The following is a 23,602-nucleotide window of genomic DNA, read 5'->3' as shown; positions in this document are numbered from 1 at the left end:
GATGCTTACCATCGGACTGGATCACACAAAAAAAGAACCGCTTTACAGGCAGATTTATACTTATATCCGGGATGAAATACGGAGTGGGGCTCTGCCCTGCGGGTCCAGGCTTCCGTCCACCAGGAGGCTGGCAAAGCATATGGACCTGAGCCGGAATACGATCGATCTGGCCTACGGCCAGCTGACAGCCGAAGGATATATTGAGGCAAAGCCCAAGCGCGGATATTTTATCTGCCAGGTGGAAGACCTGGCGTCTTTAAATATTCCCGTGGAGACAGAGGAGGAAGATCCGGTGCAGGAGGAAGATCCGATCCCTTTTGATTTTTCTCCCGTAGGAGTCGACATGACTCTGTTCCCCTATAATGTATGGAGACGGCTTCTGAAAGAAGTCATGATGAACGACAACAGTGAGCTGTTCCAAAAAGGAGAAAATCAGGGGGATTTAGGCCTGAGGAGGGCTATTATGTATTACCTCAGGCAGTCCAGAGGCGTCCACGTGGGCACCAGCCAGATTATCATAGGAGCGGGGATTGAAAACTTGCTGTTTCTCCTGAGCCTGACTCTGGGTAAGGGCAGGACCATGGCCATGGAAAACCCGGCATACCTAAACGCCTATCAGACGGTCCGCGAACTCGGATTTCAGGTACTTCCCGTAGACATGGACGAGGAAGGCATGAGGGTTTCGCAGCTGGAGCAGAGCGGTGCGGATCTCGCCTATGTCACGCCCGCCCGTCAGTATCCTACCGGTGTAGTTCTTCCGATCGGCAGAAGGAGCCGGCTGATCAAATGGGCCAGAGAAAAGGAAGAACGGTATATTATTGAGGATGACTACGACAGTGAGTTCCGGTACTATGGAAAGCCGATCCCGGCCCTTCAGGGCATCGACGAGAGTGATAAGGTAATATATATGGGTACTTTTTCTAAAGCGATCGCCCCTGCCATACGAATCGGTTATATGGTGCTGCCCAAAAGCCTTGTGCCTGCATACAGAAAGACTGCGGGTATTTTTTCCTGTGCGGTATCCAGGATCGACCAGAGTGTACTCACCTCTTTTTTGTCGGAAGGTCATTTTGAACGGCACTTAAACCGGATGAGAAATGTTTATAAAGAAAAGCACGATCTTCTGATTCAAAAGCTGAAGGAAATTGACAGCCGGATCACAGTTTACGGTGCCGGAGCAGGCCTTCATGTGCGCGTTGATTTTCATATTCAGGATACAGATTGGTTTGAAAAAGAACTGCTGAAAAGGGGAGTCAGGGTTTATCCTCTTTCGATGTATTATATAGACGGAGGTCCCGAAAAGGAGCAGTATATTTTAGGCTTTACGAAAATGCAGAAAGAAGATATGATAAAAGGACTTAAAGCCATCCGGGATGTTTACCGGCTGGCATGACATTTTCTACAAGAAATGAGGTACAAATAATGTCTGAAGAAATAAATGAAACAGAATTAGAAGAAAAAGAAGTGCCTGCAAAAACTACTGAGGAGAAAGACGAAACCCATGATGTGGAGCGCTACTGCTATCTGTGCCGCAGGCCGGAATCGATTACCGGAAAGATGATCACGCTTCCCAAGGATATACATATCTGCGTAGACTGTATGCAGAGAACTATGGACAGTATGGGAAACGGACAGTTCAGCTTTATCGATGCCACAAACATGGACCTGAACAATATGGACTTATCCCGTCTGATGGAAAATATGCAGGAACCGCCTGCGCAGGCAGTGAAGAAAAAAGATAAAAAGAAGAAAAAGAAAGAAAAAAAAGAATTAAATTTAAGAGATATTCCGGCACCGCACAAGATCAAGGCTATGCTGGATGAATATGTCATAGGACAGGATTATGCAAAAAAGGTCATGTCTGTGGCGGTCTACAATCACTATAAACGGGTGGTGACCAACACCATGGAAGAGATCGAGATCGACAAATCCAACATGCTCATGGTCGGGCCTACCGGTTCCGGAAAGACGTATCTGGTAAAGACTCTGGCGAGGCTTCTTCAGGTGCCGCTTGCCATTACGGATGCCACTTCTCTGACGGAGGCTGGCTATATCGGAGATGATGTGGAGAGTGTGCTCTCCAAGCTTCTGCAGGCAGCAGACAATGATGTCGACGAGGCAGAACACGGCATTATTTTTATTGATGAGATCGATAAAATCGCAAAGAAACAGAATACCAACAGCCGTGATGTCAGCGGAGAATCCGTACAGCAGGGGCTGTTAAAGCTTCTGGAGGGTGCGGAGGTAGAAGTGCCGGTGGGTGCAACAAGCAAGAATGCCATGGTGCCCATGACGACAATTAATACAAAGAACATCCTGTTTATTTGCGGGGGTGCCTTTCCTGATCTTGATGAAATCATCAAAAAGCGTCTCATGAAGCAGACATCTATCGGCTTCCATGCAGACCTAAAAGATAAATTTGACAAAGACGAGAACATTCTGTCCAGAGTCACTGTGGATGATCTGCGGGAATACGGTATGATACCGGAATTTTTAGGGAGACTCCCGATGGTATTTACGCTGGAAGGGCTGTCAAAGGATATGCTGGTCCGTATTCTGAAAGAGCCGAAAAATGCAATCTTAAAACAGTACCAGAAGCTTCTGGAGCTGGATGAAGTTGAGCTGATATTTGACGAAAGTGCGCTGGAAGCAATCGCGGAAAAAGCGCTGGAAAAGAAGACAGGTGCCCGTGCATTAAGGGCGATCATAGAGAAATTTATGCTGGATATCATGTTTGAGATTCCGAAGGATGACACGATCGGAAGAGTGATCATCAACAGGGATTATATTTTAAATCACGGTACGCCGGTGATCGAACTGCGGGGACAATAACAGAAAAAAGCCGGATCATATGATCTGGCTTTTTGCCTAATATTTTTGCTGAGGAGATGATATAATAGCTTTATGGAGGATTGTGTATGAATGATTTTAAGTATTTGAAAGAATTGTCCAAGCAGTACCCAAACATTTCTGCGGCCTCTGCGGAAATTATTAATTTGCAGGCTATTTTAAATCTTCCCAAAGGAACAGAGCACTTCGTTTCCGATCTGCATGGGGAGTACGAGAAATTCAGCCACATATTGAGAAACGGTTCCGGGGCGATCAGGGGGAAGATTGACGACCAGTTCGGCAATATTTTAAGCATCAAAGAGAAAAAGAATCTGGCGTCTGTCATCTATTATCCCGAGCAGAAGATGGACCTGATGGAAGAGGAATTGTCCGAAGAAGAGCTGGATTCCTGGTACCGGACCACGCTGATCCGGCTGATCCTCATGGCGAAGCTGGCCGCAAGCAAGTATACGAGATCGAAAGTGAGAAAAGCTATGCCTCCGGTGTTTGCGTACATCATGGAGGAATTGATCACAGAACACGGAATGCTGGACAAGGACGAGTATTTTGACCAGATCATCGAGACGGTTTTAAAGACCGGGCAGGTCAGGGAGCTGATCGCAGCCCTGGGCCATCTGATCCAGAGGCTGACCATCGACCATCTCCATGTGATCGGGGATATCTATGACCGCGGACCGGGAGCACACCGGATCATGGACTGTCTGATGGATTATCATTCTCTGGATATCCAGTGGGGAAATCATGACATTCTCTGGATGGGAGCGGCATCCGGACACGGGGCGTGTATTGCCAATGTGGTGAGGATCAGCGCCAGATATAATAATCTGGATACCCTGGAAAACGGATACGGAATCAATCTCATCCCTCTGGCGAGGTTTGCGCTGGACTGTTATAAGGATGATCCCTGCGAACTGTTTACGATCTCGGGGGATGTCCAGGAAGAGGATGTCAGGGAGCTGGATCTAAATAAAAAGATGCACAAGGCCATTGCCGTCATTCAATTTAAACTGGAGGGCCGTCTGATCAGGAGAAGACCGGATTTCGGCATGGAGGAGCGCCTGCTTCTGGATAAGATCAACTATGAAAAAGGCACCATCTGTATGCGGGGAAAAGAATACCCGTTAAAGGATACTCATTTTCCGACTATCGATCCAAAGGATCCGTACCGGCTGACCAAAGAAGAAGAGTATGTGATGGAACATTTGATTACTTCGTTCAAATACTGTGCTCATTTGCAGGAACATGTGCGGTTTCTTTTTTCAAAAGGCAGTATGTATCTTACATATAACGACATGGTGCTCTATCACGGCTGCGTTCCGCTGAATGCAGACGGAAGTTTCCGTCAGGTGAAGATCAACGGAAAGAAATACGCGGGGAAGGCCCTCTGCGATGTGCTGGAACACCACGCCCGCCAGGGATATTTTGAGCAGGAAAATTCACCGAAGAAAAAGTACGGACAGGATATCATGTGGTACATATGGTCCAATGAAAATTCTCCGGTGTATGGAAAAGATAAGATGGCTACCTTCGAGCGCTATTTTGTGGAGGACCCTGACTTGAAAAAGGAGACGAAGGATTATTATTATCAGCTGATCGAGGAGGAGGCAGTCCTTTACCAGATACTGGAGGAGTTTGATGCCGACGGCATGAAAGGTCATGTCGTCAACGGCCATATGCCTGTCGCTGTCAAGGACGGAGAAAGCCCAATCAAATGCAAAGGAAAGCTGTTCATCATTGACGGAGGCTTTTCAAAGGCATACCAGAAAAAAACAGGGATCGCAGGTTATACTCTCGTTTCCAATTCTTACGGAATTAAACTGGTTGCCCATGAGCCGTTTAAATCCAGAGATTTTGTTATCCGTGAAGAAACAGATATACATTCAGATACGGTCCTGTCTAAAAAGGTGATCCGCAGGAAACGGGTCGGGGATACGGACAACGGAAAACGAATAAAGGAAAGCATTAAGGATCTGGGCTGTCTCGTGACAGCATACCGAAAAGGAGAAATTTCAGAAAGAATCTAAGGAGCAGACACTATGGAAAAGACATATTATCAGGCACCTACGGCTGCAGTGCTGGGAGACGTGGAATTGGGAGACGGAGTTTCTGTCTGGTTCTCCTCTGTGGTCAGGGGCGACGAAAACCGTATAAAGATCGGAAATCAGACCAACATCCAGGAAAACTGCACGGTCCACGTGGAGGAAGGCCATCCGGTTCTCGTAGGGGAGCGGGTGACGGTAGGACACAACACGATTCTTCACGGGTGCACTATTGGGGATGAGACAATGATTGGCATGGGAAGCATCATCATGAACGGAGCCGAGATCGGCACACATTGTTTCATCGGGGCGGGAAGCCTTGTGACGGAAGGAACCGTAATCCCGGACGGAAGTCTTGCGTTCGGACGTCCCGCAAAGGTGGTCCGTCCGGTAACAGAAGTAGAAATCCGCCATATCAGGGAAAGCAGCCGGTATTATGTGGAAACTGCACAAAATCATCTCATAGAGAAAAAATCATAATTTCAATAGACATTTCATAACTATTAAGCAAGATTATTTTTAGGGAGAATTTTATGCCGGATGCTTGCATTGGTGCGGCAGTCAATGAAAATTACCGCGATTTTATTTCCGGATTCAGGACCAGTCCGAATGAACTTCGGGACTTTTATCACACAGACTGCATCACTCAGGTGAATTTTCAATATGCGATCGTCTATGTAGATGAGCAGCAGGCGGCTGCTTCCCCTGTCTCCAATTTTTCGGGAAATGCAATTCCCAGGTGCTACGGCCTCATGGATATGCAGGTTCTGGAGGAGACCGGGGCGGCCCAGGTGCAGCGGTCGGGGCTGGATCTTACGGGACAGGGAGTCCTGGCAGCAGTCATAGATACAGGGATCGACTATACCAATACTGTGTTCCAGCTGGGAAATCAGACTACAAAGATTCAATATATGTGGGATCAGACGATACAGGGAGAAGATCCTCCAATGCCTTATGGATATGGGACAGAATATACAAAAGAGCAGATTGATGAGGCGTTGCAGGCAGAAGATCCCCTGGAGATTGTTCCGAGCCAGGATACGTCGGGGCATGGGACATTTCTTGCAGGCATGATCGCGGGAAATGAAGTACAGGAAGAGAATTTTTCAGGGATCGCACCAGGGTCCGAGCTGGTGGTGGTAAAACTGAAACAGGCAAAAAGCTACCTGAAAGAATATTACTGTATTGACCCTTCAAAGGAAGTATATGCAGAATCAGATATCATGCTGGCGATCCGCTATGTTCTGGAGAAGGCAGATGAACTTAATATGCCGGTTGTGATCTATCTGGGACTTGGGACCAATCTTTCTTCCCACACCGGAACTTCACCGCTGGCCAGGCAGATTTCAGCCCTGGCATACCAGCCGGGAATTGCGATCGTTGTGACCGGGGGAAATGAAGGGCAGGCCAAACATCACTATGCGGGTACTCTCTCAGATGGAGAGGTTGTGGTGGAAATAAAGGTGGGACCGGGGGAATATGGATTTACGGCGGAACTGTGGGGCTTTCAGCCAAACCAGTTTTTTGTGGACATCGAATCGCCCTCCGGCCAGAGAACCGGTGTAATATCAGGAGGCTACAAGGGCAGAAGAAATATCACATTTCTGCTGGAACAGACGAGTCTCATCGTAGATTATTTTACCATTGACATATCCACTGGTTCGCCTTTTATCCGCATGAGATTCCGTGCCCCGGCAGAGGGAATATGGAAGGTTCATGTCACAGACGAAAATGTAGGGAGCAGGGAGTTTGACATGTGGCTTCCCATACGGAATTTTATCACCGATGAGACTTATTTTTTGGAATCCACACCGTATAATACACTGACTGCACCGGGAAACGCGGCACCGGTCATTACTCCTTCCACTTATAATCAGAGCAATAACAGTTTTTTTATCGAAAGCGGAAGGGGATATCCCAGGACCATGACCATACAGCCAGATTTTTCGGCGCCGGGTGTCAATGTGATCGGAGTCCTTCCAAGGAACAGGTTTGGGATGAAGACGGGCGCCAGTATTTCAGGGGCAGTGGTCGCGGGTCTTGCGGCACTGCTGTTGGAGTGGGGTCAGGTCAAAGAAAATGACTTGATCATGAACACGCTGAGACTGAAAAATTATCTGATCCGCGGAGCCAGGAGAGATCCGGACCGAAATTATCCAAACAGGGAATGGGGATTTGGGGCCGTGGATGTTTATCAGGCTTTTTTAAGAATCCGTTAGAGACGGCACTACAAAAGAAACTCCATGTTTGCAGACTTATTTCCAGTTTTTTGCATCTTGTTTCGGGAATAATTAATTTATAGTAACAAGCAGAATACACAGGAGTAGTAGGATGTAGAGAGATAATATTTATGAAAAGCTGTGCCCTTATGTAGAGAGGGCAAAAGGCGGAGACGAACAGGCCTTCGAGTATCTCTATCACCATTGAACAGAGAGCTGGTCCTTCAATGTGAATCTGCAGTTGAGCGCAATCATCGCTGTGACAGTAATTGCGGCACTTTAACAGCAAGAGGAAATAAATCATTATATCATGCGGGAGCCATAGGAAATTCGGCAAGAAACTGCCGAACGGAAGGGGAGACAGGATTTATAAATATTCCCGGTAATCTCCGCGGCTAAATTCCAGGTGATAACCGATGCTTTCCATCCTGCGTCCGAGACAGCCTACGCATTCGGCGGCCTCATCTCCGGTGCAGATCTTGTTGTCGTAGAGAGCATAATCTTTCCTGACATCAATCGGGGAGAGATTCGGCATAACCACATTTGCACCGGCCAGGATTCCTTTTTCACGGCCTTTCGGATCAATTGTTCCAAGTGCCGTGGTGGAAGGCAGCAGGAGATGGTGATTCATCAGGCGCAGGATGCTGATCATATAAGTTGTGAGGTCCGCTGTGCCGGACGGCTCGTCCTTAAACGGTGTATCGTGATGAGGGATGAACGGCCCGATCCCTACCATTTTAGGATTCAGCTCTTTGATAAACAGAAGATCTTCAGCCAGATGGGCAGCCGTCTGTCCGGGGGCACCTACCATAAAGCCGGTACCGACATGAAAGCCGGCTTTTTTTAAGTCCCACAGGCACTGCTTGCGGCGGGCCAGTGACATCGCTTCGGGATGAAGTTTTTGATAGTGCTCCTCGGTGGCTGTCTCATGGCGCAGGAGATAACGGTTGGCTCCCGCCTCAAAGAGAGCCTGGTAGCTTTCCGGTGAGCGTTCCCCAAGGGACAGGGTGATAGCGCAGTCTGGATAGGATTTGCGCATGGCGGAGACAATAGAGACCATACGCTCATCATGAAAATAAGGGTCTTCACCTCCCTGAAGGACAAAACTTCGGTATCCAAGCTCATATCCGCTTTCACATGCGGAGAGAATCTGCTTCTCAGTCAAACGGTAACGGCTGACATTTGGGTTGGAACGGCGGATACCGCAGTATAAGCAGTCATTTTTGCAGTAGTTGGTAAATTCAATGAGCCCCCTTGGGAAAACTCCGGTGCCATATATTTTCTGAGCTTCTTTCCGGGCCAGGGATGCAAGATATTCGGCATCCTCTGCTGTCCTGTGTTCGAGCAGGCGTATAAAATCTTCTTTTGGCAAAATCTGTTCTTTATATAATCGGTTGATCAACTCAAAATGATTCATGAAGATCAGGTTCCTTTCTTAGCATATTCGTGAAAATATCATACCATAATAGAAATAGAATAGAAAGGATTTCTATGTGGGCCTGTTTGTGATAAAATTTTTATCAGAAACTACAGAAGATACAGAAAGGAAACTGTTATGAACGAAAATGTAACTGTTTTTAGCCATCCGTTAATCAAACATAAGATTTCCCAGTTAAGGGATGAAACGTGCAAGACCAAGGAATTCAGGGCACTGGTGGAAGAAATTTCTATGCTCATGGGTTATGAGGTGCTCAGGGATCTGGAGATGGAAGAAATCGAGATCAAGACACCGATGGAGACAACCACGGCACCGATTATTAAAGGAAAGAAGCTTGCTCTGGTCCCGATTCTCAGGGCAGGACTCGGCATGACCGGAGGGATTCTGTCCCTGGTGCCGTCTGCTAAAGTAGGACATGTGGGTATGTACAGAGACGAAGAGACTCTGGAACCCAAAGAATATTACTGCAAACTGCCGGAAGGGATCGACCAGCGCATGATCCTGATCGTAGATCCCATGCTGGCAACCGGAGGATCTGCGGATGCGGCGGTTCAGTTTGTGAAAAAAAAGGGCGGAAAGCAGATAAAGTTTGTCTCCATCATAGCAGCGCCTGAAGGAGTAAAACGCCTGTCGGAGGCACATCCTGACATTCAGATCTACTGTGGGGAGATAGACAGGGGATTAAATGAAAACGGATACATTCTGCCGGGACTCGGCGATGCCGGCGATCGTATTTTCGGAACGAAATAAAGAATGAATGAGGGAATTACATTGGGAAACAATGAGAGTAATATTTGAATCTTATATCTGAATGTGCTAAACTACAAAAGTTGACGTTTTTTAAAGGAAAGTGAGTAAAAGATGGTAAGAGAAGATATTAGAAATATTGCGATTATTGCCCATGTAGATCATGGAAAGACCACATTGGTGGATGAGTTATTAAAACAGAGCGGTATCTTCCGTGAAAATCAGGAAGTAGAAGAAAGAGTCATGGACTCTAACGATATTGAGAGGGAACGCGGTATCACGATTTTGTCAAAGAATACCGGCGTGCGCTATAACGATGTAAAGATCAATATTATTGATACTCCGGGACATGCTGACTTCGGCGGCGAAGTAGAGCGTGTGTTAAAGATGGTAAACGGAGTGGTTCTTGTAGTAGACGCCTTTGAAGGCCCTATGCCACAGACAAAGTTTGTATTAAAAAAAGCGCTGGAATTGGACTTGTCTGTGATCGTCTGTGTCAATAAAGTAGACCGTCCGGAAGCAAGGCCTGATGAAGTGGTGGATGAAGTACTGGAATTACTGATGGAACTGGACGCAGACGACAAGCAGCTGGACTGTCCGTTTGTCTTCGCGTCCGCAAAGGGCGGATATGCGGTTGCCGATCTTTCCGATGAGAAGAAAGATATGAAGCCACTGTTCGACACTATCATTGAACACATTGAGGCGCCGGAGGGAGATCCGGAGAAACCGACTCAGGTATTGATCAGTACCATTGACTACAATGAATATGTGGGAAGGATCGGAGTCGGCAAAGTGGACAATGGTTCTATCAAGGTAAACCAGGAGTATATGGTTGTAAATGCCCATGAAGAAGAGAAACAGCAAAAGGTCCGCATCACCAAGTTATATGAATTCGAGGGTCTTAACAAAGTGGATGTGAAAGAGGCAGGCATCGGTTCTATTGTTGCCATTTCCGGAATTTCAGACATTCATATCGGGGATACGATCTGTGACATGGATGAGCCGGCTGCGATCCCGTTCCAGAAAATCTCAGAGCCTACGATTGCTATGCAGTTCATGGTCAATGACAGTCCTTTGGCCGGACAGGAAGGAAAGTTTGTCACCAGCAGGCATTTAAGGGACAGGCTGTTCCGTGAATTGAATACGGATGTCAGTTTAAGGGTAGAGGAAAGCGATACCACAGACAGTTATAAAGTATCCGGCCGTGGAGAGCTCCATTTATCCGTTCTGATCGAGAACATGCGCCGTGAGGGTTATGAGTTTGCAGTGAGTAAAGCGGAAGTCCTCTATAAGGAAGATGAGAAAGGCAAAAAGCTGGAACCGATGGAGATCGCCGTAGTTGACGTGCCGGAAGAGTTTGCCGGAGCCGTCATCGATAAATTAAGCCAGAGAAAGGGTGAACTTCAGGGTATGAGTTCTGCCAAAGGCGGTTATTCAAGGCTTGAATTCTCTATTCCGTCCAGAGGTTTGATCGGATACCGGGGAGAATTTTTGACAGATACCAAGGGAAACGGCATTTTAAATACAGTATTCGACGGTTATGGACCTTATAAGGGAGATATTCAATACCGCAAGCAGGGTTCCCTGATCGCGTATGAAACAGGGGAGACTGTGACCTACGGATTATTTGCGGCCCAGGAGAGAGGAACGCTGTTCGTGGGAGCCGGAGAGAAGGTTTACAGCGGCATGGTCATCGGGCAGAACGGAAAAGCCGAGGACGTTGAGGTGAACGTGTGCAGAACGAAAAAGCTCACCAATACCCGTGCATCGGGTTCCGACGATGCTTTAAAGCTTTCGCCGCCGAAAATTTTAAGCTTGGAGCAGGCCTTAGAGTTTATCGACACCGATGAACTCCTGGAGATCACTCCGGAAAATATCAGAATCCGAAAAAAAATTCTGGACCCTACGATGAGAAAAAGACAGGCGTATAAGAAACAATAATGTCAAAACCTTCCGAATATTTTGTCGAAGGATTTTTCTTCTAATTGTTGTCAGTTTAGAATACTCTGTATAGTACACGAATTGATACAAGAAGGGAGAAAAAGTATGACAGAAAAAGGAATCAATAATAATCAAGTGGAGGTAGCGGGCGAGATTATATCCACCTTTGAATACAGCCATGAGATTTTTGGCGAAGGTTTTTATATGGTCAAACTTTTAGTAAACAGGTTAAGCGAAGCGACTGATGAAATACCATTGATGATTTCCGAACGTTTAGTGGACGTTACAAAGGACTGCCGGGGGAAATATCTCAGGGCTTTCGGACAGTTCCGGTCGTATAACAAACATGAAGAAAACCATAATCATTTGATTTTGTCTGTCTTCGTCAGGGATTTGGAGTTCCTTGATTCTATGGAAGACGTTAAGCCGAATCAGATCCAGCTGGACGGGTTTATATGTAAGCAGCCGGTTTACCGGATGACGCCGCTCGGAAGAGAAATCTGCGACATTTTGCTGGCTGTGAACCGCTCCTACGGGAAATCCGATTATATCCCTTGTATCTGCTGGGGAAGGAATGCCAGATTTGCGGGGAGTCTTGAGATCGGCTCCAGGATTGAACTTGTGGGAAGGATTCAGAGCCGTGAGTACCAGAAGCGGATCAGTGAATTTGAAGTTGTAAAGAGGACTGCATATGAAGTGTCTGTGAATAAACTGGAAATGAAGGTCCCGGAAGAAGAGTAAAACCCTTTGTTTTGCAGGACATACGGGTAAGTCAGCATAAAATCGGGGGATTTCACTAGGTATTACCGCAAAGCACACCGTATTTTAAACCCTTCGGGTGGACGTACTTCGTACGATAATGTATAGATTTTTTGCCGGAATGGTGATATAATAAAGCGATATTACTAAAGGAAGATTCTTTGAGGTGAAAAGATGAAAGGACGAGTGGAAGTTTACTGCGGCCAGGGCAAAGGGAAGACATCGTCGGCCTTAGGCCACTGCATCAAAGCAGCAGGACAGGGGAAGCAAGTCATTATTGTTCAATTCCTGAAAGGAAAAGACACGGAGGAAATCAGCTTTATAAGACGCCTGGAACCAGAGATCCAGCTGTTCAGTTTTGAGAAGTATGAACAGCACTACATGGATCTGACGCCTGAACAAAAGAAAGAGCAGGAGCATTTCATCGGCAACGGCCTCTGTTATACGAAAAAGGTCATTGACACCAGACAGTGCGATGTCTTAGTGCTTGATGAGGTACTCGGACTTTTAGATCTTGGACTTCTTTCTGAGGAGGAACTGGTGGCTTTGGTCGCCGAAAGGGATGAGGAACTGGAAGTCATCATGACAGGAAGAAGGCTGCCTGATTCTTTGAAGGACTGGGTGGATGACATCTACTGCATTAACGCAATTAAAGAATCATAAGGTTACATAAGAGATTAGGAGGAATGTATATGGCTATATTTACCGGAGCCGGCGTTGCATTGATCACGCCGATGAAAGAAGACTTATCAGTAGACTATGACCAGCTTGAAAGGGTCATTAACGATCAGATTGATCACGGCACCGACAGTATCATCATCTGCGGGACCACAGGGGAAGCATCCACGATGTCTCACAAGGAGCAAATCGAGGTCGTTTCCGCATGTGTTTCATGCGTCAACAAACGGGTTCCGGTCATTGCCGGGGCAGGTGCTAATTGCACAGACGAAGCCCTTTATCTTGCCAAGGAGTCGGAGAGAGTCGGAAGCGACGGGCTTTTAGTTGTAACTCCATACTATAACAAAGCCACACAGGCAGGCTTGGTCGAGTATTACACGAGTATAGGTAATTCTGTAAACATTCCTATCATTATGTATAATATCCCGGGAAGGACCGGAGTAAACATTCAGCCTGAGACGACGGCAAAGATCTTCAAATCAGTGGAGAATATTGTGGGTATGAAGGAAGCCAGCGGCAATCTTTCACAGGTTGCGGATGCCCTCTATCTGACGGACGGAGAACTTGACATGTATTCCGGAAATGACGACCAGATCCTTCCGGTCTTATCTCTTGGAGGTAAGGGTGTGATCTCTGTATTGTCCAACATCGCACCGCAGGAGACTCATGATATGGTCATGAAGTTCTTAAACGGAGATGTAAAGGGCAGCCAGGAGCTTCAGATGAAGTATATGGACGTGATCCATAAACTGTTCTGTGAAGTGAACCCGATCCCTGTAAAAAGAGCTATGGCAGAGCTGGGCTTTGGAGCCAATGCAGTGAGAAGGCCGCTTACAGAGATGGAAGAAGGCCACGCACAGGAACTCATTGAATCTATGAAAAAAGCAGGAATTCTTTAAGGAGCAGCACAAATGATAAAAGTAATGATGCACGGCTGCAATGGTGCTATGGGACAGGTGATCAGCGAGATCATCGAAGAATCCGAAAGTGCGGTCATGGCGGCGGGAGTAGACTTTAAAGACGACGGACACAATCCATATCCGGTATTTAAAAATTTGGAAGACTGCAATGTGGACGTCGATGTAATCATTGATTTTTCCTCCTCCAAAGCCACGGACCGTCTGTTAAGCTATGTGGCTGAAAAGCAGATACCGCTTGTCTTATGTACGACGGGCCTGAGTGAAGAACAGTTAAAAAAAGTCGAGGAGACAAGCAAAAAGACCGCAATTTTAAGGTCTGCCAACATGTCCCTCGGAGTCAATATTTTATTAAAGCTTGTGAATACGGCGGCAAAGGTGCTGGCAGATGCGGATTTTGATATTGATATCGTAGAGAAACACCATAAACTGAAAGTAGACGCGCCGTCAGGAACTGCCCTTGCGTTGGCAGACGCTGTCAATGAAGCGCTTCACAACGAGTATGAGTATGTTTATGACCGAAGCCAGAGAAGGATCAAGCGTCCGAAAAAAGAGATCGGCATTTCGGCGGTCCGCGGAGGGACCATAGTCGGACAGCACGATGTGATCTTTGCCGGACAGGATGAAGTCATTGAATTTCATCACACGGCCTACTCCAAAGCAATCTTTGGGAAAGGAGCAGTCAGCGCGGCAATCTACCTGGCGGGCAAACCGGCCGGCATGTATGACATGAGCGACGTGATCGGTTAAATAATGTTTGAAACCAAAGGCGGTACGGCTGATTATTCGTACTGCCTTTTTGTGAACATACGAAAGAAAGAGTGGGTTTTATGTTATCAAAAAAAGTATTAGAGTTATCGAAACAGCACTCCGTGATCCGGGATATTTTTGAATTCGGCATGGAGAGGGCCAAAGAAGTGGGAACTGAAAATGTATTTGATTTCAGCATAGGAAATCCATCGGTGCCTGCCCCTAAGGAAGTGGATGATACAGCCATGGAGTACATAAAAGGCGGCGATCCGGTGGCAGTCCATGGATATACAAGCAACGCCGGAATATTTGAGGTGAGGGATGCCGTGGCGGCGTCTCTAAACCGCAGGTTTGCTACAACTTACAGCGCGGATAATATTTTCATGACCATAGGGGCTGCTGCTGCCGTGGGCATCTGCTTTAAAAGCCTGGTGGACGGGCCGGAGGATGAGATCATCACCTTTGCGCCTTATTTTCCCGAATACCAGGTATATGCTGAGGGAGCCGGGTGTAAGCTCACCGTTATACCGGCTGAGACTGAGACATTCCAAATTGATTTTGATAGGCTTAAGTCTGCCATCAATATGCACACGAAGGCTGTGCTGATCAATTCCCCGAACAATCCTTCCGGAGCCGTTTATTCCAAGCACACGATTCAGAGGCTTGCAGAGCTTCTCACGAAGAAGCAGAAGGAGACAGGCCACAGCATTTATATCATATCTGACGAGCCATACAGGGAGATCGTCTATGACGGAATAAAGCTTCCCCACGTTCCGAAATTTTATGACAACACATTAGTCTGTTATTCTTTCAGCAAATCCCTTTCCATACCCGGAGAACGGATCGGCTATATCATCGCACCGTGTGAGGCGGAAGATTACGGGAACCTTCTGGCTGTATTTATTGCTGCGGGAAGGCTGCTTTCTTATGTGAGTGTGCCTGCCCTGTATCAGAAGGTAGTCGGCGACTGTGTTGATCTCACGGCGGATCTCTCCGTATATCAGGCAAACAAGGACTTATTTTATAACGCCTTGACGGATATGGGCTACGAGTGTGTGGAGCCGGGAGGTGCTTTTTATCTGTTCCCCAAGGCTTTGGAACCGGACGCAAATGCATTTTGTGAGCGGGCAAAGAAGTATGACCTGCTGATGGTTCCGGGGGACAGCTTCGGATGTCCGGGTTATGTGCGGATTTCGTACTGTGTACCTACGGAACGGATTGAGAAGGCGCTGCCTCTGTTTCAGAAACTGATCGATGAATACAAGGAGAGATAAGATGAAATCTTGGAGAGATAATATAAGAAATGTAGTCCCGTATACTCCGGGAGAACAGCCGAAAGAGGACGGTGTGATCAAGCTGAATACGAATGAGAATCCATATCCTCCTTCTCCGAAAGTTTTAGAAGCAATGAATCATATTAAAAATCTGAGAAAGTATCCGGACCCGGCGGCGGCGGATCTCACAGAAGCGATCAGTTCCTATTACGGTCTGAATCGGGATGAAGTCTTCGTCGGAGTCGGCTCAGATGACGTTTTGGCCATCGCTTTTCTGACATTCTTTAATTCCGGAAGACCGGTGTTTTTCCCGGACATCACCTATTCATTTTATGATGTCTGGGCCGGCCTGTTTCAGATACCTTATGAGACCAAAGCCTTGGACGACGAGTTCGGCATACGTGCCGGGGATTACTACGGGGAAAACGGGGGAGTGATCTTTCCGAATCCCAATGCACCGACAGGGGCTCTTTTAGAATTAGAAACAGTCAGGGATATTTTAGATCACAACAGAGACGTTCTTGTGATCGTGGACGAGGCTTACATCGACTTTGGAGGTGAAAGCGCGAGAAGCCTGATTCCTGAGTATGATAATCTGCTGGTCGTACAGACGTACTCTAAATCCCGCTCTCTCGCGGGGCTCAGGATAGGATATGCCATGGGAAATAAAGAACTGGTCAAGGCCATGAACGATGTGAAGTATTCCTTTAATTCTTACACGATGAACGAGCCGGCCATTGTCATGGGAAGGGCGGCGATCGAGGACGAAGCTTATTTCCAAAAGACAAGAGAAAAGATTATAAAAACTAGAGAATGGTTTCAGGAAGAGCTGAGAAATATGGGATTTTCTTTTGCGGATTCTAAAGCAAATTTTGTCTTTGCATCACATGAATCTATTCCGGCCAAAGAATTATTTGAAGCGGCAAAGAGAGAGAAAATATATGTCCGGTATTTTAATAAGCCGAGAATTGACAATTATTTAAGAATTACGATCGGCACAGATGATGAGATGCAGACTCTGGCGGAGTTTTTGAAAAAACAAATAAGGCCATAGGATAAAGCAGGCAGGTCACGGAAAATTTCCGGTACTGCTTGCTTTTTTAAAAACTTTGAGGTAAGATAATAATGTAATTATTTCTAAATTATGGAATATACGAGGTGGGGTATGACGTAGACTTCCGTTTCAGCAAGGAAGGAGACGGTTATGTTGACCAGACCAGAGTTTTTAACTTATGTAGAAGAACACATACTGGAGTATGTGAAGGACCCGGAGGAAAAGCAGGCCTCCATCCGGCAGGTGACAAAGAACAATAACATCAGTTTAAACGGCCTCTGTATCGGAAAAGGAGAAGAAGTCTGCCAGCCTATCATTTATTTAGACTCCTATTATGAGGATTACCGGGAGGGAGCAGATCTGGGAGAGATCTTATGCAGGATAGGCGGGGTCTATGAGGACAGCAGGGCGGACAGTCCGATTGATACTTCCCTTTACAGGGATTACAGCCATATGAGGGATCTTCTGTTTTTCCGTCTGGTAAATTATGAGAAGAACAAAGAACAGTTAAAGGACTGTCCCTGTGAGAGAATCGAAGATTTGGCCGTGACTTACCGGTGGTTTGCCCATCACGACAAGAATGGGATGGCCAGTGCTCTGATCCGCAATCAGGATCTTGACTTATGGGGCATCACGAAGGATAAGCTCATGGAAGATGCAAAAGCAAATACAAAGAGGGTCTTTCCGCCGCTGCTCCGCCCTATGGAGCAGTTATTTCCGCAGATGGAGGCAGGAGGAGAATTATATGTCCTGACCAACGAAGAAGGACTTAATGGTGCGGGAACTGTCCTCTATGACGGGATACTCGACAGTTTTTCCGATCAGATCAAAGGTGGATTTTATATCCTTCCCAGCAGTATCCATGAGGTTCTGCTTGTGCCTGAAAAGGAAGGAAGTGATCCGGCGGCCCTTTCAGAACTGGTGAAAGAGGTGAACCGAACCGTGGTGGATGACGGTGAGATCTTGTCTGACCGGGTTTACTATTATAAAAAAGGGCAGAATGTATTTATGTCGAAAGTGTGAATTTTACATCCGGAGGGACTGTGACCTTGTCATCCGGAGAACGTTACTTTATAATGTAAATAATTAAAAAGCTGGGGTGATGAAAGATGAGACGTTGGGAAATATATCTGGAAATATTCATGGAACTTATAGTGATCGCGGGAGGGGCCTTTCTTCTGATCTTTTTTCTGCCTAAGTGCATCGGATTCTTATGGCCCTTTGTGGCCGCTTGGATTGTGGCGATGCTGGCCCATCCGGTGATCGCATTTTTGGAAGACAAAATCAGTCTTCCAAAGAGATTCGGCTCGGCATTGATCATCATTGGGGTGATCGCAGGCCTGATCGCACTGATTTCATTTATTTTCAGCCAGCTGGCAGCCCAGATCGTGGGATTTGCGGCTAACCTTCCGGATTTAAGAGAGACGGTCCAGACGCAGCTGATGAATCTTAAAGAACAGGCGGTACACCTGCTGGATTCTCTGCCGTACGGAATGGGGGTAAAGTTTGATACGATGCTCGGTTCCACGGACAAGGTGCTGGACAAGGCGGTGAGTGCCATCGGGAATTACGGCATGGAGCATTCCGGCAATGTGGCCAAAGGCATGACCAGCGGATTTATCGGCACGATCGTTATGTTCTTTGCCTCATATCTGTTTATCGTAGATAAGGATAAGATTGTACAGGGGTATGAAAAGCATGTCCCGAGGATGGTCCGTCACAAGATCGGCATCTTCTACCACAATACACTGGGAGTTCTGGCAAGTTACTGCTGGGCCCAGGTAAAGATCATGGTCATTATCATTGCGATCCTCTGGATCGGCTTTATCATTGCGGGGATCAGCTATGCATTTTTCCTCGCAGTTGTGATCGCAATTCTGGATGTGCTTCCGATCCTTGGGACCGGGACGGCGATCATCCCGTGGGCACTTTATAAGATCCTCACAGGAGACATTAAGACAGCCATTATACTGCTGATCATCTACGTGATCTGTCTTGTGACCAAACAGGTGCTTCAGCCCAAAATGATGGGAGACAGTATGGGGATTTCACCCCTTGCCACTTTATTTTTGATTTATATCGGCTTAAAGCTTTCGGGCATCGGCGGCATGCTTTTGGCTCTGATCCTGGGCATCTTCGTGTATAATCTATATAAACTGGGGATCTTTGACCGGAAGATCGCATTCTTCCGGCGAAGGATCGAGATGCTGACGATCAACAGCGAGAAGGAAGAAGAACAGATAAAAGAAGAACTGGACAGACGGGAAAGAGAGGGAAAAAAATCATGAGTTATGCAGATACTCTGTTCATCAATATGTGCAGAGATATTTTAGAAAACGGGACCAGCACAGAAGGAGAAAAAGTCAGGCCCAAATGGCCGGACGGCACACAAGCTTATACGATCAAGCAGTTTGGCGTTGTGAACCGTTATGATCTGTCAAAGGAGTTTCCGGCGCTGACACTGAGGAAGACGTTTGTCAAGTCTGCTGTGGACGAACTGCTCTGGATCTGGCAGAGGAAGTCAAATAACATACATGATTTAAAGAGTCATGTGTGGGATGAATGGGCGGACGAAGACGGCTCGATCGGTAAGGCATACGGCTATCAGATGAGGGTAAAGCATCAGTATGCGGAAGGTATGATGGATCAGGTGGACAGGGTGATCTACGACTTAAAGAACAATCCATACAGCCGCAGGATCATGACAAATATTTACGTTCATCAGGACCTGCATAAAATGAATCTCTATCCATGTGCTTACAGCATGACATTTAACGTGACCAAAAAACCGGGACATGAAAAGCTTGTTCTGAACGGCATCCTCAATCAAAGATCTCAGGACATTCTGGCGGCGAATAACTGGAACGTAGTCCAGTACTCGGTTCTGCTCTATATGCTCGCACAGGTATGCGGCATGGAGCCGGGAGAGCTTGTCCATGTGATCGCTGACGCACATATCTATGACCGGCACATTCCGGTCATAAAGGAACTGATCAAGCGCCCGGTTTATGACGCGCCGAAGTTTTCCATGAATCCCGATGTGAAAGACTTTTATGAGTTTACTGTGGATGACTTTAAGATAGAAGATTACAAAGCAGGGGAGCAGATTAAGGACATCCCCATTGCCATATAGGAGAGAAATATGAATTTGATTGTGAATGCGGACAAGAACTGGGGAATCGGCAGGGAAAACCAGCTTTTAGTTCATATACCAAACGACATGAAGATGTTCCGGCAGACTACGACAGGAAAAGTCGTGGTGATGGGAAGGAAGACATTAGAGAGTTTTCCAAACGGCATGCCTCTTCCAAAGAGGACAAATATTGTCATGACGACAGATCAGGATTACGACGGCCGGGGAGCCATTGTGGTCCACAGCGAGGAAGAATTGTTTGAAGAACTTAAAAAATATGCGGATGAAGACATCTTTATCATTGGGGGAGAGAGTATATACCGGATGATGCTTCCTTACTGTGATACGGCTTATGTCACCAGACTCGACTATGCATATGATGCAGATACCTATTTTCCGGATCTTGACGCACTGGAAGGATGGGAGATTGTAAAGGAAAGTGAAGAACAGACTTATTTTGACCTTGAATATGTATTTTTGAAGTATCAGAAACGGAATGACGATTGACAGAAGATTCAAAAAGTTTCATAATAAAACTTAATGAAAAACTACATATAACAGGAAGGAAGAGATAACATGTTAGATATCAAAGTTGAAAAGACACAGTGCCCGAAAGAAAAACCGGGAAAAGATGATCCGCTTCTGTTTGGGACCATTTTTACAGATCACATGTTTGTGATGGACTATGATGAGGAAAAGGGATGGTATGATCCGCGCATCGTTCCCTATGCTGATCTCACATTGTCACCGGCTGCAACGATCTTTCATTACGGACAGGGTGTCTTTGAAGGGCTGAAGGCATATAATTCAGAAAACGGAAATGTGAATTTATTCCGCCCGGACATGAATGCAAAGAGATCTAACCGTTCATCTGACAGGCTGTGTATTCCGGAAATTCCGGAAGAAGACTACATCCAGGCGATTGAGCAGTTAGTTGCTCTGGACAAGGACTGGATTCCAAGTGAGCCGGACCATTCTTTATACATCCGTCCATTTATTATCGGAACAGATCCGTTTTTGGGCCTGAAGACTTCCAGATACTATCAGTTTATTATCATTCTGTCACCGGTAGGGCCTTACTATCCGGAGGGACTGGACCCTGTCAGCATCTGGATCGAAGATGACTACGTAAGAGCTGTACGCGGAGGTATCGGAGAAGCCAAGACCGGGGGCAATTATGCGGCCAGCATTTTATCCCAGGTGAAAGCACATGATGAAGGATATTCCCAGGTACTCTGGCTGGACGGAGTGGAAAGAAAGTATATTGAAGAAGTAGGAGCTATGAATATCTTCTTCAAGATCGCCGGCAAGGTAGTGACTCCGAAGTTAAACGGAAGTATTCTGCCCGGTATCACCAGAGACTCAGTTATAGAGCTCTGCAAAGAGTGGGGATATGAGGTAGAAGAAAAGCGGATTTCCATAGATGAGATCTATGAAGCACACAAAGCAGGGATCTTGGAAGAAGTCTGGGGAACAGGAACTGCGGCCGTTATCTCACCGGTGGGCAAACTGCGCTGGGGAGATGAGATCATGCAGGTAAAAGACGGAGGAATCGGTGAATTAAGCCATAAACTCTATGACACTGTAAGCGGAATCCAGCTGGGCAGGATTGAAGATACCCATGGATGGATTGTGGAAATCAAATAAATGTTACGGCTGGAAGAGGAACCTCTCTTCCAGTCTTTTTTTTAATTGTAATATTGTATTCTTGAAATGACTTTGGTATAATATAAAAACATGACTAAAAGTCATAAACTCAAATTCATATATTATGAGGAAATGAAAGGAGATTGGACAATGGAAATGTACATTGCGATTGCGGCCGGAATCTTATCTCTGGTTGTTGCATTTGCACTGATGACGAAAGTAAAAGGTGCGGATGAAGGAAATGACCAGATGAAAGAAATTGCCGGAGCGATCAACGAAGGAGCCCATGCATTTCTCAGGGCAGAATACAAGCTGCTTATATTATTTTGTATCGTAGTATTTGTATTGATCGGCCTTGGAATCCAGAGCTGGGTATCAGCAGTATGCTTTTTAGTGGGAGCATGTTTTTCTGCTCTTGCAGGATTTATCGGAATGCATACAGCAACAAAAGCAAACGTAAGAACTGCAGAGGCAGCAAGATCAGGCGGGATGAGCAAAGCTTTATCCATTGCGTTTTCCGGCGGTGCCGTTATGGGACTTACTGTGGTAGGTCTTGGACTGTTCGGTGTTACTATGGTTTACAAGGTGACAGGAGATGTCAGCGTACTGACAGGATTCAGTTTGGGAGCATCCTCTGTGGCATTGTTCGGCCGTGTGGGCGGTGGTATTTATACAAAAGCCGCTGACGTCGGAGCTGACCTTGTAGGTAAAGTAGAAGCAGGTATCCCGGAAGATGATCCGAGAAACCCGGCAGTTATCGCCGACAACGTAGGTGACAACGTAGGTGATGTAGCAGGAATGGGTGCCGACTTATATGAATCATATGTCGGATCTATCGTATCTGCCATTACCATCGGTGTTGTGGCATTCAGCGTAAAAGGGGCTGTTTACCCGCTGATACTCGCAGCGATCGGAATTGCGGCATCTATTCTCGGTGTTATTTTCGTAGTAAATACGAAGAGCCAGAATCCGCACAGGGCACTGGACGGAGGTACATACTTCTCAAGTGTAATCGTTTTGATTGCGGCATTCTTCTTAAGCCGTCAGTTCTTCGGAAACCTGGATACTTTCTGGGCAATCCTTGGCGGTGTCTTGGTTGGTAATATTATCGGTAAATTAACTGAGTTCTACACATCCAGTGACTACGGCGCAGTTAAGAAGATCGCTGATCAGTCTGAGACAGGATCTGCGACAACGATTATTTCAGGACTTGCAGTAGGAATGGAATCCACAGCATTCCCGATCATCTTCATCAGTATCGCGGTTATTGTGGCATATCAGTTCGCAGGTTTATATGGAATTGCTCTCGCAGCGGTAGGTATGCTTTCCACAACAGGTATCACGGTAGCAGTCGATGCTTACGGACCGATTGCCGATAATGCCGGCGGTATTGCAGAGATGGCAGAGTTAGATGAATCTGTGCGTAAGATCACAGATAAGCTTGACGCAGTAGGTAATACAACAGCGGCTATGGGAAAAGGATTTGCCATCGGTTCTGCGGCATTAACCGCATTGGCACTGTTCTCTGCTTATTCACAGGCTGTTGACCTGACAACGATCAACTGTCTGGACCCGAAAGTAATCGTAGGTGTGCTGATCGGCGGAATGCTTCCGTTCTTATTCTCAGCGTTTACTATGCAGTCTGTAGGTAAGACAGCAAACGAAATGATCGTGGAAGTACGCCGTCAGTTCAAAGAGATTCCGGGAATCCTTGAAGGAAAAGGAAAGCCGGATTACAAGAACTGTGTTGAGATTTCCACATCAGCAGCGTTAAAAGAAATGCTTCTTCCGGGTGTTATGGCAATCATTGCCCCATTGATCATCGGTGTTCTTTTAGGAGTGGAAGCTCTCGGCGGATTATTAGTTGGATCTTTGGCATCTGGTGTTATGATGGCGATCTTCATGGCAAATGCCGGAGGAGCCTGGGATAATGCGAAGAAGTATATCGAAGAAGGAAACCACGGCGGAAAAGGCAGTGACGCTCATAAAGCAGCCGTTGTCGGCGACACTGTAGGTGATCCTTTCAAAGATACATCAGGACCGTCTATCAACATTTTGATTAAGCTGATGACGATCGTAGCTTTAGTATTCGCACCATTATTCTTGAGTATCGGCGGAATCTTATAAATGAATTTAAAAATCCATGGAATTATTTG

General features: G+C 46.5%; 20 protein-coding genes. 19 read left to right on the top strand and 1 reads right to left on the bottom strand.

The window, feature by feature from the left end:
* Window position 1: 1 nt before the first annotated feature.
* The 5 genes from P8F77_RS13950 (at window position 2) to P8F77_RS13930 (ending at window position 7,108) form a co-directional block, all read left to right on the top strand.
* A complete protein-coding gene (locus tag P8F77_RS13950) occupies window positions 2-1,393 on the top strand; it encodes a PLP-dependent aminotransferase family protein (protein WP_024726715.1) in 1,392 nt (463 codons plus the stop codon).
* A 29-nt stretch (window positions 1,394-1,422) separates the two neighbouring features.
* Window positions 1,423-2,832, top strand: a complete 1,410-nt coding sequence (clpX, locus tag P8F77_RS13945) for an ATP-dependent Clp protease ATP-binding subunit ClpX (RefSeq protein WP_024726716.1) — start codon at window positions 1,423-1,425, stop codon at window positions 2,830-2,832.
* Between the two features lie 86 nt (window positions 2,833-2,918).
* Complete coding sequence (locus P8F77_RS13940; RefSeq protein WP_006565581.1) at window positions 2,919-4,874, top strand: fructose-bisphosphatase class III; 1,956 nt, start codon at window positions 2,919-2,921, stop codon at window positions 4,872-4,874.
* A gap of 12 nt (window positions 4,875-4,886) precedes the next feature.
* Window positions 4,887-5,369, top strand: coding sequence for a gamma carbonic anhydrase family protein (locus P8F77_RS13935; protein WP_006565580.1), 483 nt, complete (start codon window positions 4,887-4,889; stop codon window positions 5,367-5,369).
* A 53-nt stretch (window positions 5,370-5,422) separates the two neighbouring features.
* Window positions 5,423-7,108, top strand: a complete 1,686-nt coding sequence (locus tag P8F77_RS13930; protein WP_006565579.1) for a S8 family peptidase — start codon at window positions 5,423-5,425, stop codon at window positions 7,106-7,108.
* A 367-nt stretch (window positions 7,109-7,475) separates the two neighbouring features.
* On the opposite strand, the gene hydE is transcribed toward P8F77_RS13930, so the two are convergent.
* Complete coding sequence (hydE, locus tag P8F77_RS13925) at window positions 7,476-8,525, bottom strand: [FeFe] hydrogenase H-cluster radical SAM maturase HydE (protein ID WP_287517274.1); 1,050 nt, start codon at window positions 8,523-8,525, stop codon at window positions 7,476-7,478.
* Window positions 8,526-8,663: 138 nt separating this feature from the next.
* On the opposite strand from hydE, the gene upp reads away from it, so the two are divergent.
* From upp to P8F77_RS13855, 14 genes are all read left to right on the top strand, one after another.
* Window positions 8,664-9,296 (top strand): uracil phosphoribosyltransferase, encoded by a 633-nt coding sequence (upp, locus tag P8F77_RS13920; protein ID WP_006565577.1) that lies wholly within the window; start codon window positions 8,664-8,666, stop codon window positions 9,294-9,296.
* Window positions 9,297-9,407: 111 nt separating this feature from the next.
* Window positions 9,408-11,234 carry a translational GTPase TypA gene (typA, locus tag P8F77_RS13915; protein ID WP_006565576.1) on the top strand — a complete coding sequence of 609 codons (1,827 nt, stop codon included), beginning with the start codon at window positions 9,408-9,410 and terminating at the stop codon, window positions 11,232-11,234.
* A gap of 105 nt (window positions 11,235-11,339) precedes the next feature.
* Window positions 11,340-11,975: a single-stranded DNA-binding protein gene (locus P8F77_RS13910; protein ID WP_024726720.1), complete on the top strand. Its 636-nt coding sequence runs from the start codon at window positions 11,340-11,342 to the stop codon at window positions 11,973-11,975.
* Between the two features lie 192 nt (window positions 11,976-12,167).
* The gene (locus P8F77_RS13905) at window positions 12,168-12,656 is read left to right on the top strand and encodes a cob(I)yrinic acid a,c-diamide adenosyltransferase (protein WP_024726721.1); all 489 of its coding nucleotides are present in this window, start codon (window positions 12,168-12,170) and stop codon (window positions 12,654-12,656) included.
* A gap of 29 nt (window positions 12,657-12,685) precedes the next feature.
* On the top strand, window positions 12,686-13,570 hold the full coding sequence (gene dapA, locus P8F77_RS13900; protein ID WP_287517276.1) for a 4-hydroxy-tetrahydrodipicolinate synthase: 885 nt from the start codon (window positions 12,686-12,688) through the stop codon (window positions 13,568-13,570).
* Between the two features lie 12 nt (window positions 13,571-13,582).
* A complete protein-coding gene (dapB, locus tag P8F77_RS13895) occupies window positions 13,583-14,338 on the top strand; it encodes a 4-hydroxy-tetrahydrodipicolinate reductase (protein WP_024726723.1) in 756 nt (251 codons plus the stop codon).
* An 80-nt stretch (window positions 14,339-14,418) separates the two neighbouring features.
* On the top strand, window positions 14,419-15,612 hold the full coding sequence (locus P8F77_RS13890; protein WP_287517277.1) for a pyridoxal phosphate-dependent aminotransferase: 1,194 nt from the start codon (window positions 14,419-14,421) through the stop codon (window positions 15,610-15,612).
* A 1-nt stretch (window position 15,613) separates the two neighbouring features.
* A complete protein-coding gene (gene hisC / locus P8F77_RS13885) occupies window positions 15,614-16,666 on the top strand; it encodes a histidinol-phosphate transaminase (protein ID WP_024726725.1) in 1,053 nt (350 codons plus the stop codon).
* Window positions 16,667-16,816: 150 nt separating this feature from the next.
* Entirely contained in the window at window positions 16,817-17,689 is an 873-nt protein-coding gene (locus P8F77_RS13880) for a DUF5688 family protein (RefSeq protein WP_024726726.1), read from the top strand.
* 86 nt (window positions 17,690-17,775) lie between these two features.
* On the top strand, window positions 17,776-18,954 hold the full coding sequence (gene ytvI / locus P8F77_RS13875; RefSeq protein ID WP_287517278.1) for a sporulation integral membrane protein YtvI: 1,179 nt from the start codon (window positions 17,776-17,778) through the stop codon (window positions 18,952-18,954).
* Complete coding sequence (thyA, locus tag P8F77_RS13870; RefSeq protein ID WP_024726728.1) at window positions 18,951-19,799, top strand: thymidylate synthase; 849 nt, start codon at window positions 18,951-18,953, stop codon at window positions 19,797-19,799. The genes ytvI and thyA overlap by 4 nt, the downstream gene beginning before the upstream one ends.
* A 9-nt stretch (window positions 19,800-19,808) precedes the next feature.
* The gene (locus P8F77_RS13865; RefSeq protein ID WP_270430233.1) at window positions 19,809-20,306 is read left to right on the top strand and encodes a dihydrofolate reductase; all 498 of its coding nucleotides are present in this window, start codon (window positions 19,809-19,811) and stop codon (window positions 20,304-20,306) included.
* A gap of 69 nt (window positions 20,307-20,375) precedes the next feature.
* Complete coding sequence (locus P8F77_RS13860) at window positions 20,376-21,446, top strand: branched-chain amino acid aminotransferase (RefSeq protein WP_287517279.1); 1,071 nt, start codon at window positions 20,376-20,378, stop codon at window positions 21,444-21,446.
* A gap of 150 nt (window positions 21,447-21,596) precedes the next feature.
* Window positions 21,597-23,573 (top strand): sodium-translocating pyrophosphatase, encoded by a 1,977-nt coding sequence (locus tag P8F77_RS13855; protein WP_024726731.1) that lies wholly within the window; start codon window positions 21,597-21,599, stop codon window positions 23,571-23,573.
* Window positions 23,574-23,602 lie beyond the last annotated feature (29 nt).

Origin of the sequence: Anaerostipes sp. PC18, from assembly GCF_039789045.1 — a bacterium.
Taxonomy (GTDB): domain Bacteria; phylum Bacillota; class Clostridia; order Lachnospirales; family Lachnospiraceae; genus Anaerostipes; species Anaerostipes hominis.
Note: the sequence above shows the minus strand (reverse complement) of the source record. Positions and strands in the feature narration are given on the sequence as shown.